This is a genomic window from Sphingopyxis sp. (assembly GCF_965279755.1).
Classification (GTDB): domain Bacteria; phylum Pseudomonadota; class Alphaproteobacteria; order Sphingomonadales; family Sphingomonadaceae; genus Sphingopyxis.
The window spans coordinates 1647098-1661369 of record NZ_OZ257261.1 but is presented as its reverse complement, the minus strand read 5'-3'; the positions used below and the strand labels follow the sequence as shown (position 1 = coordinate 1661369).

Annotated in this window: 7 protein-coding genes; 1 reads left to right on the top strand and 6 read right to left on the bottom strand. The window is 64.3% G+C overall.

All coding sequences use genetic code 11. From position 1 onward, the window contains the following. Positions 1-70 precede the first annotated feature (70 nt). Complete coding sequence (locus ACQY80_RS08175; protein WP_428685403.1) at positions 71-955, bottom strand: glycosyltransferase family 2 protein; 885 nt, start codon at positions 953-955, stop codon at positions 71-73. A 126-nt stretch (positions 956-1081) separates the two neighbouring features. On the opposite strand from ACQY80_RS08175, the gene ACQY80_RS08170 reads away from it, so the two are divergent. Next, positions 1082-3175 (top strand): RelA/SpoT family protein, encoded by a 2094-nt coding sequence (locus ACQY80_RS08170; RefSeq protein WP_428685401.1) that lies wholly within the window; start codon positions 1082-1084, stop codon positions 3173-3175. Between the two features lie 3 nt (positions 3176-3178). Here ACQY80_RS08170 and ACQY80_RS08165 read toward each other — a convergent pair whose 3' ends face one another. From ACQY80_RS08165 to gdhA, 5 genes are read right to left on the bottom strand one after another with little or no spacing between them, the layout of a single operon-like run. Then, positions 3179-7504: a hypothetical protein gene (locus ACQY80_RS08165; RefSeq protein WP_428685399.1), complete on the bottom strand. Its 4326-nt coding sequence runs from the start codon at positions 7502-7504 to the stop codon at positions 3179-3181. 3 nt (positions 7505-7507) lie between these two features. Next, on the bottom strand, positions 7508-9442 hold the full coding sequence (locus ACQY80_RS08160; RefSeq protein ID WP_428685397.1) for a hypothetical protein: 1935 nt from the start codon (positions 9440-9442) through the stop codon (positions 7508-7510). Between the two features lie 3 nt (positions 9443-9445). Beyond that, the gene (locus ACQY80_RS08155; RefSeq protein ID WP_428685395.1) at positions 9446-11425 is read right to left on the bottom strand and encodes a heme-binding protein; all 1980 of its coding nucleotides are present in this window, start codon (positions 11423-11425) and stop codon (positions 9446-9448) included. Positions 11426-11430: 5 nt separating this feature from the next. Then, a complete protein-coding gene (locus ACQY80_RS08150; protein WP_428685393.1) occupies positions 11431-12867 on the bottom strand; it encodes a multiheme c-type cytochrome in 1437 nt (478 codons plus the stop codon). Between the two features lie 48 nt (positions 12868-12915). Continuing rightward, a complete protein-coding gene (gdhA, locus tag ACQY80_RS08145; protein ID WP_428685391.1) occupies positions 12916-14271 on the bottom strand; it encodes an NADP-specific glutamate dehydrogenase in 1356 nt (451 codons plus the stop codon). Position 14272: the final 1 nt, after the last annotated feature.

The window sequence follows — 14272 nt, the reverse complement described above, 5'->3', positions numbered from 1 at the left end:
AGCGCCGCCCGGCAAGCCGCAGAAGGCCGCCCGCCCTCCCAGGGGTGTGGCGGCCTTTTCTTTTCGGGGTTCAGGCGGCGAAACGGTTGCGCGCGACGGCGAGCGACCAGCGCGCGATCTGGGGCAGGCGCGCCGCGACATGTACCGGATCGGCGCGAAACGCCCGCCCGACCAGATCAAGCCGCCAACGTAAATGACTCTTCAGGGCGAGACCCAGCAATATCTCGCTACGGTTCCGCGCCGGCAGCGTATCAGGCATCGCGCGTTCGACGATTTGCGCCGTGAGCGCCTGAATGCGCTCGGCGCGCTGACTCGTCAGGCTGCCGCCATGCTTGCGGTAGAGATAGAGATCCTCGTGCAGTTCGACGAAGCGGAAGCTCCGCGCCGCACGGAGCCAGAAATCATAATCCTCGACCCCGAACAGCCCGGTGTCATACCCGCCGAGCGCTTCGGTCACCCGCGCGCGATAGAGGAAACAGGCACCGACATTATTGCCGTGGAGCAGCCGTTCGATCGGCCCGACGCGCGAGCGGCCGAGTTCGGTGCCGTCTTCGTCGATCAGGGTGAAATCGGCATGGACAATATCCGCGTCGGGTTCGGCGTCGAGCGCACCGACGAGCCGGCCGAGCATCGCGGGGCGGAGCAGATTGTCGTCCGAGGTCCAGCTGTGCAGGCTCCCGCGCGCCTCGGCGAAGCCATGGTTGAGCGCGGCGGGCAGACCGACATTGTCTTTGAGCGTGACCAGCCGGATGCGCGGATCGCGCGCGGCCGCCTCTGCCATGATCCGCGGCGAGTCATCGCGTGACGCATCATCAACCAGAATCAGTTCGAAATTCAGGAAATCCTGGACGAGGACCGACTCGATCGCCTCCGCCAGCCAGCGTGCGCCATTGTGCACGGGCATCACCATCGAGACCCGTGGCGGCTCGGTCGAATCAGGAAGAATAGTCCCCATCTCTTGTCGTCCTACCCGTCACGAACGATGCTTCCAACGGGCTTTACCAAAGTTGCTAACGCCTCGGTCGCTGACGCAAGCAAATTTCGCATTGCAATTGGGCCTGCATGAACGACATTGGCACCAATGCTGAGACAATATGAACTTGTCGAGCGCGTTCGCGCTTATGATCCCGACGTTGACGAGGCGCTGCTCAACCGCGCCTACGTCTTTACGGTCCAGAAGCATGGCAGCCAGAAGCGCGCGTCGGGTGATCCCTATTTCAGCCATCCGGTCGAAGTCGCGGGCATTTTGACCGACCTGCACCTCGACAGCGAGACGATCGTCACCGCGCTGCTCCACGACACGCTGGAAGATACGCTGACGACGCCCGAGGAGATCGAGCGGCTGTTCGGCAGCGATGTCGGCCGCCTGGTCGATGGGGTCACCAAGCTCAGCAAAATCGAAGCCCAGACCGAGAATGAACGCGCCGCGGAAAATCTGCGCAAATTCCTGCTCGCCATGTCGGACGACATCCGCGTGCTGCTGGTCAAGCTGGCCGACCGGCTGCACAACATGCGGACGCTGCATTTCATCAAGAATCCCGACAAGCGCCGCCGCATCGCCAAGGAGACGATGGATATCTATGCGCCGCTCGCGGAGCGGATCGGCATGTATGAATATATGCGCGAGATGCAGTTGCTGGCATTCCGCGAGCTGGAACCCGAAGCCTATGCGACGATCACCGGCCGCCTTGCCAAGCTGACCGCGGGCGGCAAGGATCAAGTCGCTGCGATCAGCCGCGACTTCAAGGAACTACTCGCCAGGAACGGCATTGAGGCCGATGTTTCGGGCCGCGAGAAGCATCCCTATTCGATCTGGCGCAAGATGCAGGAACGCCACGTCAGCTTCGAACAGGTCACCGACATCATCGCATTCCGCGTCATCACGCCGACGACCGCCGACTGCTACGCGGCGCTCGGGCTGATCCATGGCAAGTGGAAAATGGTCCCGGGGCGCTTCAAGGATTACATCTCGACCCCCAAGCGCAACGGCTACAAGTCGCTGCACACGACGATCATGCATCAGCAGAATATGCGGATCGAGATCCAGATCCGCAGTCTGGGGATGCATCAGCAGTCCGAATTCGGCCTCGCCGCGCACTGGGCGTATAAACAGGGCGGCGCGGTGCCCGACGGACAGGCGGGGTGGATTCGCGATCTGCTCGAAATCCTTGAGCAGACGCACGACGCCGATGAGTTCCTCGAGAACACGCGCATCGCGATGTATCAGGACCGTATCTTCGCCTTCACCCCGAAGGGAAGCCTGCATCAGTTGCCGAAGGGCGCGACCCCGGTCGATTTCGCCTATGCGGTGCACACCAAGCTCGGCGACCGCACCGTCGGGGCGAAGGTCAACGGACGGCTCGTGCCGCTCCGCACCCAGCTCGCGAATGGCGACACGGTCGAGATTCTGTCGTCGGACAAGCAGGTACCGCAGCCCGCCTGGCTCGGCTTCGCAGTTACCGGCAAGGCGCGCGCGGCGATCCGCCGCCATGTCCGTTCGAAGGAAAAGGTCGAGCTCTCCGCGCTCGGGCGCAAGATGTACGAAGAGATCGCGCGCCGCCTGCCGAACAAGGTCGGCGACAAGGCGCGCGCCGCGGCGCTCACCCGGCTGAAGCTGGAGGACGATAGCGCGCTGTATGTGGCGATCGCGAAGCAGCGGCTTTCCGACAATGCCGTGCTAGAGGCCCTCGTCCCCGGCATCACCGCCGAGATGAAGAGCAAGCCCGGCAAGCTGGTGCAGGGCGCGGCGGTGTCGATTGCGGGACTGACCCCCGGGGTCGCCTACCAGCTCGCCGACTGCTGTCACCCGGTCCCCGGCGACCGCATCGTCGGCCTGTCGCGCCCCGGCGAAGGGATCGAGGTGCATGTCATCGACTGCCCGAGCCTTGCCGACGGCATCGATGCCGACTGGATCGACCTCAGGTGGCAGGAGGACAGCGAGGGCGGCAATGCGCGGCTGTGCGTCGTCATCCTCAACGAACCCGGCACGCTTGCCGAAATGTCGGGCATCCTCGCCGCCAATTCGGCGAACATCACCAATTTGCGGCTGTCGAACCGCGAGGGCGACTTCCACACCTATGACGTCGTCGTCGAGGTGCGCGACGTCCAGCACGTGATGCGGATCCTGTCAGCGCTACGCGCGTCGGACAGCGTCGTGCAAGCCGAGCGGCTTTAGTCCTCAGTTCGCGTAGAGCAGCGGCGGCCGCCACGCGGCCTGATCGACCGCGTCGCTGACCTTGTAGACCAGCCCCTTGCTGTTGAGGAACAGCTTCTCCATCTCGGGCCGCGTGAACGGGCGCGAGCCGACGCGGCCGAAGACCGCGATCTGGCCGCCGGTCTCGTCAACCGCGCGGTCGCGGTCGAGGCCCTTCGACAGCGCGAGCGCGGGCGACGGCGTCTTCGCCCAGGCGATCAGCTCGGGCGTCGGCTTCGGCGAGAAGCCATAGAGGCCGGGATTGTCGGGACTCGTCAGCTGCAACACCTTGATGCCGTTCCGACCGTCGGCGACATAGGCAAACAGCGAGGCGTTGGTCGATCCGACGATCACATCCTCGGCATCATCGAGCGCACCGCCAAAGGTCAGCGCGGGCCAGACGACCGGCGCCGCGGGGCGCGTCACATCGACGACGACCAGCCCGTCCTGCTTTGCCGCGACATACATGTAAGTGCGCGCGAGATAGATTTTCCGGGCATTGGTCAATCGCACCGTGCCCTCGGGCAGCGGCACCGGCCGATCCATGTGCGTGATGTCGAACAGGCTGACACCCTCTGCATTGGTGACCCACAGATAGCGGAACTGCACGGCGCTCGCGCGCGCATCTGTCAGCGGCAGCTGCGCGGTAACCCTGGGCTCCAGCGGGTTCGACAGGTTGACGACGACCAGGCCGGCATCGGCGGCGATATAGGCATAATCGCCGGCCAGCGTGACATGCCGCGCGCCCGCCAGCACATTGTCGGGGTTCCACGTCAGCGCGCGGGTGAATTTGTTGTTGCGGAATTCACCGTCGGCCAGCGTGTCGATATCGACGAGAATCAGCCCCTCGACGCTGTCGGTGATCACCGCATAGCGATAGAGCGGGTGGAACGACTGCTCGTGGTTCTCGGGGAAATTCTTCACGATATTCTCGTTGCGCGAGAGGCTGATCGGCTGATTGGTGCCGATCGCCATGCAGGTCGCGTTCGTCGTCTTCACATGCGTGTCGTGGCCGAGCGGCGAGAAGGGCGCGCGGACGATGCGATCCGAGAAGCCCTTGTTGCCGACCGACGCGACGTCATAGACGCGGAAGCCGCCCTTGCCCTCGGCAACGAACATATATTCGCCGCGCTGCTGCAGGCAGTTTACGCGGCCGCTGGTGCCCTGAACGATGTTGTGGAATTCCTCGAGCGCATATTTCTCGCCCGAGACCTTTTTGTCGAAGGTCTTGCCGCGCACCCAGTTCTTGAGTTCGCGCCCGTTCTGGTCGACGTGCAGTTTCCAGTAATCGGGATAGGCATATTTCTGCAGATAGCTGCCGATCACCGCCTGCGGCTCGTCCCATTCAGTGACACGCGTCGCCTGGAAGCTGTTTTCCTGACCCGACCAGACATTGAGCCCGACGAAATTGACGAAATTGGTGCCGAGCAGATTCAGCTGCGCCATGATCGCATTATTGTCGTCGGCCGCCGACAGGTGACAGTCGGTGCACTGCTTGGTTTCCTGACGCCGCACCGTGTGGGGGAAATGCGGGGCAAAGGCCTGGCTGGAGAAGCCGGCCGAAGACACCGGCGGCTGCTGGATATAGATGCGTTCGCGGTTGATGTTCGTCGACGACAGGACGAGCGCCGATGTCGACCGCACCGGGGTGATGATCCCGCGCGGGTTGCCCTCCGCATCGGGTTCGCCGGGCTTGGTCAGCATGTGCCGGCCGAGCTGGAACATCTCGTCGCGCGCCACCTGCGGGTTATAGGTCGCGAAGTTGCGCGTCTCCTCACCCTCGAAGTGATGCATCTTGGTCTTCCAGTTCGCCTCGATCGGCAAATGACACCCGCCACAGCTCGTCGTCCATGACAGGTGGCACGTGAAACACGTCATCTTGTCGTCGCTGTGCGCGCGATCCTCCTTCGCGACGCCCGGTCCCCATTCGAATTTTCCGTCCTCGGCGCCCGCGCGCGACATAAGCTTCGCGCGCGCTGCCTTGGCGTTGAAATGCGGCCCCGGCGTCACCGCCTGCTTGACCAGGCTGACCTGCCATTCGAGCTTCGGATCGACGATCGAACGCTGGATCAGGCCGGTCACCTCGCCGTTGTCGTCATACCGGAATTCAAAGCGGCGGCGCCCGTCGCTGTTGCGAAGCAGCGCGAGGTTCGTGCCCTGCGGCCGCGCCGCGACGTTCGAGGTCAAAAGGTTCGGATAGGCATCGGCGGTGCCGTGGCAATCCTTGCAGCTGATCTCGACCGCATTCGCGACCTCGCCCTGGATATAGCCGTTGCCGTGCGAATCCTGCGCGAAGTGGCAGTCGGCGCACTGCATGCCCTTCTCGGCATGGATGTCCATCATATGGACGGTCTTGCCGGGATTGATGCCGGGCGGGACGAACTTGCCCTCGACCCCCGGCTTGCCCGGATCGGCACTCGACAGACAGAGATCCCGCTCCCTGGCGTCGGTGTAATAGCTACAGCTCTTGCGCCATTTCTCCGGATCCTTCGGATCGATGATATGCGCCTTGTCGGTGCCATAGGTCGACATATTGCCGTCGGCGTCGAGCAAATTGCCGTTGCGGTCGCGCTTGAAGATGCCGCGGAAGTTCCAGCCATGGCCGTGATAGTCGGCAAACTGGGTATCCTGGTTCGTGTCGTTGACGTCATAGACGTCGCGCAGGAACTCGACATCGGACCACAGGCCGCGCGTCGCCGCGCCTTCGGGGTTGCGTTCGAGGGTCTTATGAACCTCCGCCGCGGTCGGATAATGCTGCTGCTTGAACTTCTTCTGATACTCCTCGTCGCTCATTCCCGGCGGACGCGGCGCGGTATTGTCCGGCCCCGGCCACATCTGCGGCGCGTCGGATTCATAATCCCACATCGTGTAGCCGAGGTAGGAGTTCAGGAAGATGTTCGGCTGGTGCATGTGACACGTCATGCACTGCGCGGTCGGGATCGCGCGCGTGAAGGCATGGCCGATCGGATGCCCCGCCTCGAGCCGGTCTTTCTTCGGTTTCGCCGGCGGCCCCGCCGCCGCCGCAGCGGGATCGACGAGCGCGCCGTGCTGGTCGGGATCGGGCGCATGCTTGGCCGCATCGCCATGGTCCGAACCACCGCCGCCGTGGCTGTCGCCATGACCGTCGCTATCAGGCTTCCACTTGCGGCCGGCGATCGTCGGATCGACCGTCGCGGTCTCGCCGTCGCGGCCATATTGAGCGTAGATCAGGCTGTGTCGCGGTTCGCGGTCGTTGGCATAGATAACGTGACAGCCCGCGCAGCCCGAATGGCGATAGTCGCCCGGCTGGTCATTGGTACCCATGAACCACATGAACGGGTCGTTGAGGCGCGTCTTGTGGATGTTGAGCACGGGGATCGAGACGCGGAGGCCCGTGCCCGGGCCGCGGTTCGACTGTTTGAGATCGGGGCGCCCGGGCTCTTCGAGACGCTGGATGCTACCCGTCGGGTTCGGCAGGCCGATTTCGGCGAACTGCGTGCTGATGTTGCGCCCGCCGCGCTCGAACACGCGGAAGACGTCGCCCGGCGGGATCACGCTCCAGCGCGGCAGCGGATACATTTTGGCGAGCGCGCCGCGCTTTTTCTCCGAATCGGTCAATATCTTGTCGAAGCCGAAGCCGGGCTTGCACGCCTCGGCATATTCTTCCTTCGTCAGCCGCGACGAGGGCGAGAGGATGCAGGCAGGCTTGCCGTCGCGCGTATAGGCTTCGCCGAAGATGTAATTCTTATAGGGGACGATGCCGTTGTTATACGCCGCGCCGCCCCACAGCATTGCGCCGGTCGACATGAGCGAGCGCTCGGTCGCCTCGATCACCTCGAGGTGGCATGATCCGCATGCCTCGCGCGCGACGCGATAATCGCTGGGGTTTACGAAGCGGATGAATTCGGGCGATTCCTTGTTGAGCAGGGTGTAGCTGCGCTTCGGATTTGCCGGACTGCCGCCCCATGCGCCGGGCAGCGTCGGCTGCGGATGCGCGACCTTTTTCGCCGCCAGATTATAGGCGTTTTCATAGCCGAGTTCGGGCTTTCCGAACGCAGCAGGCGAGGTCGAATCGCCGCCGTGGCAATCGGTGCAGCCGAGCCGCACCGCGGGCGTCGCATGCATCGTCGGCATGTCGGTGCGGACGTGGCAGCTGTAACAGCCGGCCGATTTCTCGGCCATTTGCGCCTCGCTCTGCTCCTTTGGCGCCGGCGGCGTGAAGCGATACACCACCTTGACGGGCTTTTCCTCTTCGGACGCGCGCACGCCCTGCGCGCCGAACGCCAGCGCCATCAGGAAAAATGCAAAAAGGGCGAAGAGTTTGCGCGCCATCGTTTAAAAGCTCACGATCACATTGGCGAGGATCGACACATAGGCCTTGTTGCCCTGTTTGTTGTCGAACAAATCCTTGAACCCCTTGCCCGGAACCAGAACCGCCGCGCTGAGGCGGCCGACGATATTCTGTGTCGCCTTTGGCCGGTAAATCCCGGCGACCGACAGGTCGAAGCCGATGTCCTTCGGAATCGACCCTTCGACGCGCAACTGCTGCAGCGTCGTCGTATCCTCGAACCAGAGATGGTTGAGGTTGGTGCTGATGCGTGTTTCGGGCGACAGGTCGAAATCGGCCCCGACGCCGAGGAAAATGGTGCCGGGGTTGTTGAAGTTCGACTGCCCCTCTTCCTTCGACGAGCGGAGCGAATTCAATATGCCGTTGCGACCGCTGATCGAAATCACGCGCCCGCCGCCCGCGAAGGGGATCGTCTGGCGGATCCAGTAGCTGGTGTCGGCGCCGCCGAAGATCGGATTTTCGAAGATCGCGTCGAAACCGGCTTCGGTGTTGTTGTAGGGGTTGCTGTCGCCCGTCGCGTAGAGCCCCGACAGGCGGAACCGCATCCAGTCGTGATCATAGCTGAGTTCGGCGGCGGCGAAGCCGGCGCGGATCTTGGCAGGCTTGCTGGTGAAGAAGCTGTTCCGGTCTTCGCCCAGCGCCGCATAGAAGCTTGCCGTGACGTTGATGCGGCCGATGCGGCCGTCGGCGCTGTACCCGAGATAGGCGACATCATATTCGCGCCCGCGCAGATCGCCGATCAGCGCCGGACGCACCGGGAAGCCGTTATGATCGACCTGCACGTCGTTCTTCTCGCGGTTCATATTGTAGGTCACGCTGACCTGGCTGGTCAGCCCGACGAACGGGAAATCCTGGCGATAGAGATTGGCGGTGAGGATGAAATCGTCGCGCGGCGTCTGCGTGATATCGTTGAGGCCGCTGTTCGTATCCTTCTCCAGCCGCCAGAAGGCTGCGAGATTATACTGGAAGCGATTGTTGTCGCGGTTGCCGAAGAAGCGGATGCCAAGCTGGCTGTCGTTGAACAGAAAGCCGCGGAAATCGCTCTGGAACGGCTGGATGCCGATACGGATCGAGTGGAAATCATAGCGGTCGCTGTCGTTGCCGAGATGCTTGTCGACGAACAGTTCCTGCACGCCCAGAAAGCTGTCGTAACGGTGGCTCTTCTTCGACGGGCGCACGTCGAGAACGCGCCGTTCGGGCACGTCGACATAATTGGCCTGATAGGCGAGCGTGACGCGATATTCGACGTCTGGCGGCTTGAACGCGGTCGAGCCCTTGATCAGCGCGGCCCCGACGATGAAGGTCTGCGCGAGCACGAAGCTGCGGTCCTTGCCGAACACGTCGAGGCTGCCCGGACGCTCGGTCGTCTGGACGCCGACGGGGATCGGAAAGGTGCGCGGTTCGAACACCGTGTCGGACACCGCATTGGCGACGAAGAACCAGTCGTCGCCCTTGATCGGCAGCCACGGCACCTTCGCCGGGTCGATCGCGCGGTCGCCCTTCAATGTATTCTGGTGATAAGGGTCGAACCAGCGTTCCTTGACCACGCCCAGCGTCTCGATCAGACGCCAGCGGTCGGGGATCGGGAGTTGATCGTCCATTCCCGGAAACGCCTGCGGCGGCGGCGGACGCAGCGCGCCGACATTGTCCTGCGTCAGCCGGTCGGGAAGATCGGGGGTATAGCCGGGACGGCGGCGACCCTCGATGATCTGGGTGACGAGATCGTCCTTGATCACCTCCTGCCAGTCGACCGGCGGCGGCGGCGGGGTGAGTTCCTCGACCGGCGGCTGTTCGGCGGCAGACGCCGGTGCAGCCTGATCGACGGCGGGATCCGCGGCAGGCGGTGCCGGCGTCTCGACCGCAGGCGCCCCTTGCGCCGCGAGGGTCGCGATGATGGGAAGCAGGCTGACCTCGACCGCCATCAACTATAGCCCGTCGCAGACATTCTGCTGCGCCGTGTCGAGGAAGGGCGCAAAGGGACAGCCGATATAGCGGAGGCGGACTTTCGCGCCGTCGGCGAGCGTCACGACAACCTGGTCCGAACGCATCCCCGTCGGCGCATTGCCGATCCCGCCGACGCGGGCACCGCCGTTATGGGCGCCGAGGAAGCTGATCATATCATCCTGATCGATCCCGTCGCCCGAAACGCCGATCGCGCCGACGAGCGTATTGCCGCGATAGATGGGAACCGACCCGGGGAAGATCTGGATGCCGTTCTGCAACCGGTTCTGCCCCGCCGTCACGTCGGGCAGCGTCGTGCAACGCGCGGGCGTGTCGGGGTTTGCCCCCTGCAGGAAGCCGACATGCTGGCCAAGATTGCCGATAATCAGCGCCGACTGGAGGCCGGTCGAGAAGGGGTTGAACTGCGCGATCGGGCGCGAAAGCGGACCGTTCGGGCGGCCGACCTCACCGTCGGGGAAATAGGGGCGCGAGAGATTGCCGTTGGCGCGATCGGGGAAAGCGATTGTGCCGGTGAGCGCCGCAGGATTGTTCAGGAATGTCCGCGTCGCGGTGACGAACTGGCGGATGTCGGCGCTGGCATTGGCGCTGAGCTCGGCGCCCGCGTTGGGGTTCGAGAAAAAGGCCGCGGTGCGAGCCTTTTGCAGGCTGACGTCCGAACCGAAGATCGGCGCGTCGGGCGAGCGCACGATGCCGAGCGGGGTGCCAAAGGTGTCGACGACGCTGATCGTGACCTGCGCGCGGCTGTCGAGCGGTTTGCGAATCTGCGCGCGCGCGCGGCTCATCACCGTGAACGCCTCTTCGAGCACCGCGCGCACCTCCGCAGCACTGAGCGGGGTCGCGACTGCTGCGCCATCGGCGGCGGCGCGAATCGGGTAGCGGTTCGTCCCGCTGCCATCGCTGAAGACGAAGGCATCGCGGTTCGAGAATTCGGCCGCGGTCGAGGGCCGCACCCCCGACGCCTCGCTGCCATAAGCGGTGCCCGCGATGACCGCGGCATTGGCATAGCCGGCGACCGCGACCAGATTGCCGATGACGCCGTTCTGCGACGCAAAGCTTGCGCCGCCGCTGCTCATCACTCCCGCAAAGGTCGCGTCGGAGAAACGCAGTGTCGTGCCGTCGACGCTGATCTTGTCGGCCGTGATCGTCGAAGGCGCCTCGAACCCGCGCGTGCCGGCGAGCGCGATGAACTCTTCGGCATCATTGTCGACGTCGAGAATGTTCGGGTCGCTGCCATAGACACCGTCACCCATCACGCCGATGCCGCCGACGAGGACGCCGTTCTTGTAGAGCGGTAGCCCGCCGGGATCGGCAGCGAGGCCGAGCGGCGAACGCTTCGGGCCGATCAGCGCCGCGGCGCCCGCCGCACCGAAGCGCGACGAGAAGTCGCTGCACGGCAGCTGGCTGAACTGCACGCCGAACAGCGGTCCGCTTTCGAGGCCGACGGTGGTCGGCGCGGGCGGGAAATGCTGCTGGACGATCTGGCTTGCCGTGCGGGTCGAAAAGGCGTTGCCGCCGCTCGACAGATAGGCGCCGGTAATCGCCTTCGCGATCGCGCCGCCCTCCGCCCGGAAGGTGACGTTCTGCGCGTCGATATTTACGCCGTTCGGCGCCGGCGCCGTCGTCGCGTTGAGCGCGGCACCATTCATCCGGAAAACCGCGAGGACGTTGCCGACGCGGTCGGTCACCGCGATCACCGAGGGCAGGCCGCGCGCCTGCGCCTCCGACACCGCGTTGGCGAGCACGGTCTGGACCTCGGTCACGCTGAGCGACTGGGCCGCAGGCGGCGTATAGAGGCCGCCCGTCGGCGTCGGGGTGGGCGTCGGGGTAGGCGTGGGGGTCGGAGTAGGCGTTCCACCGCCGCCGCCTCCACCGCACGAAGCGAGCAGCAACGAACCGATTGCGGCAAAGGCCACCGAGCGGAAAAGGCGGGATTTATGTCGCATATCGCTTACCGCAGTGCCCGGATCGAATTGACCGCGCTGCCCAGCGAGGCCTGAAAATCAGCGGCTTTGTAGGCATTGGGGTCCTTGACCGAGCTATAGGCGCGGTCGATGTCGGCGCGGATGCCGGCGGCTGCGCCGACGGTGATCCGGCCCGACGAGACCATCGAGTTGAGCAACGTATCCACCCCCATCACCGCCTGCTGCGATCCCGAATAATCGGTGAAGCGCTCGGTCGTCGCCTTCGCCGCGATCGCATCGACGAGCGCGAAGGCGTCGGCGCCCGAGAAGCTGCGCGATGCAAAGGCACTTTTCAGCGCCGAGACCGTCTGGCCGAGCTGCGCCGCTGCCGCGACCGCGCTCGCACGGTCGGTCGCCATCGCCTTGTGGAACGCCGCGGTGCGCGCCGCGAGCTGATCGGCGAGCGCCGGCGCCGCAACGCGCGCAGCGGCGGCAAGCATGATCAGATTTTCGTCATTATAGGGCGGCATGCCCTCCGGAATTCCCGCGCGCGCCGGATTGTCGACGCTGCTCTTCACCGGCTTTGCCTGGTCGAAGATGCGACGATGACAGCTGTGGCAGTCGAGGAAATAAAATTCGGGGAACATCCCTTCGGTCCCGCGCCTCGACTGGAAGAGCGAAAGGCTGCGTTCTAGCGCAACCGCCTGCCCGACCGCCCACATCTGAACATGGTCGGTGCGTGCGCCGCCCGAACCGAATTTGCGCCACCCATAGTCGGCATCTTCATGATGATGCGCCTGCAGCGACGAGAAGAGGTCGAGTTCGAACGAGATGCGCGGATGGCCCGCCGCCATGATGCGGTGGGTGACGAACTGTCCCTCGCCCGCCGCACCGAAATGGCAGTCGACGCACACGCCCGCGCGCACCACCGGGTCTTCGAGCTTCCACAGGCCGGCGCGGAGGTTCGACAGATGTTTTTCGCGCATTTCGCGGTCGGGATCGGCATTGGTGCCGACGCCCGCATAATGGCTCGCGATCCAGCCCCCGGCGGGGCCGTGACACGATTCGCAACCGACGCCATCCTCGACCGGCGCCCGGCGTGATGCGCCAGCGGTGCTGTGGCAGCCAAGACACATCGGCGCCGCAGTCGGATCGCCGATGCCCAGATTGCGCGCGATAAACTGGCTGCGGCTGTTGCCGAGCACTGCCCAGGCGCGGCTGTGCGCACCGCCGGCCGTCGAGGGTTCCTGCCACCTCATCAGTTCGTCCTGGCGGACGACGGTGCCGTCACCCTCCATCCGGCCGTGGCAGGTCGATCCGGCACAGGAGGCGACGCCGGTATAGCGCGCGCCGCCCTCGCCCTGCGAGCGCGCGGGGGGAGCAAAGACGATCGCCGCGACAATCAGCGCGAGCAAAAGCACCGCGAGCGCCCCTATGGCCGCCCGCGGCTGCTCGCCGCGCCTCCGGATCGCGTCGGTCGTCATGCCCAGTGTCCCCTTTTCCCGCCTGACGCTTTTGCGCCTAGACCTTGATCACACAACCCCGAATGCGAGCATCGCGTCGGCAACCTTCTTGAAACCTGCGATATTCGCGCCCTTCACATAATCGATGTAGCCACCGCCCTGATCGCCATAGGTCAGGCAGCTCGAATGGATGCCGTCCATGATATCCTTGAGCATCTGCTGCAGTTCGGCCTCACTCCAGCTGCGGCGACCGCTGTTCTGGCTCATTTCGAGGCCCGAGACCGCAACGCCGCCGGCGTTGGCGGCCTTGCCCGGCGCGAACATGATCTTCGCATCCTTGAAGACGTGCACGCCTTCGAGGTTGGTCGGCATGTTGGCGCCTTCGCTGACCGCGATGCAGCCGTTGGTGACGAGTGCCTTGGCATCGTCACCGAGCAGCTCGTTCTGCGTCGCGCACGGCAGCGCGACGTCGCAGGGAACCCCCCATGGCGTCTTTCCGGCGGTGAAGCTCGCGCTCTTGAACTCGTCGCAATATTCCTCGATCCGGCCACGACGGTGCGTCTTGTGGGTTTTCACCCAGTCGATCTTTTCCTGCGTGATGCCGTCGGGATCGTGGATGAAGCCACCCGAATCGGACAGCGTCAGCACCTTGCCGCCGAGCTGGACGATCTTTTCAGCCGCATGCGTCGCGACATTGCCCGAGCCCGAGATGACCGCGGTCTTGCCGACCAGATCCTGGCCTTTTGCCGCGAGCATGTTGGCGAGGAAATAGACCGCGCCATAACCCGTCGCCTCGGTGCGGATCAGCGAGCCGCCCCATTCGAGGCCCTTGCCGGTCAGCACGCCGGTGAATTCGTTGGTGATGCGCTTGTACTGGCCGAACATGAAGCCGATTTCGCGCCCGCCGACCCCGATGTCGCCTGCCGGCACGTCGATGTCGGCGCCGATATGGCGATACAACTCGGTCATGAAGCTCTGGCAGAAGCGCATGATCTCGCGCACACTCTTGCCCTTGGGGTTGAAGTTCGACCCGCCCTTGCCGCCGCCCATCGGCAGACCGGTGAGCGCATTCTTGAACGTCTGTTCAAAGGCCAGGAACTTCAGGACGCTTTCGGTCACCGAAGGGTGAAAGCGGATGCCCCCCTTATAAGGGCCGATGGCGTTGTTATTCTGGACGCGCCAGCCGCGCTGGACGCGAATATTGCCGTTATCGTCCTCCCAGCAGACGCGGAAAGAAACGACCCTGTCGGGTTCGGCGATACGGCGCAGAATCTGCTGCGCGTGATATTCTTCCTTGTCGGCGATGAAATCGAAAATGTCCTCGGACACTTCCTGCACCGCCTGGACGAACTCGGGCTGACCCGGGTTACGCCGTTTTACGCCTTCCATGAACGTCGAAAAATCGACGTGATCCGAAACTGCCACT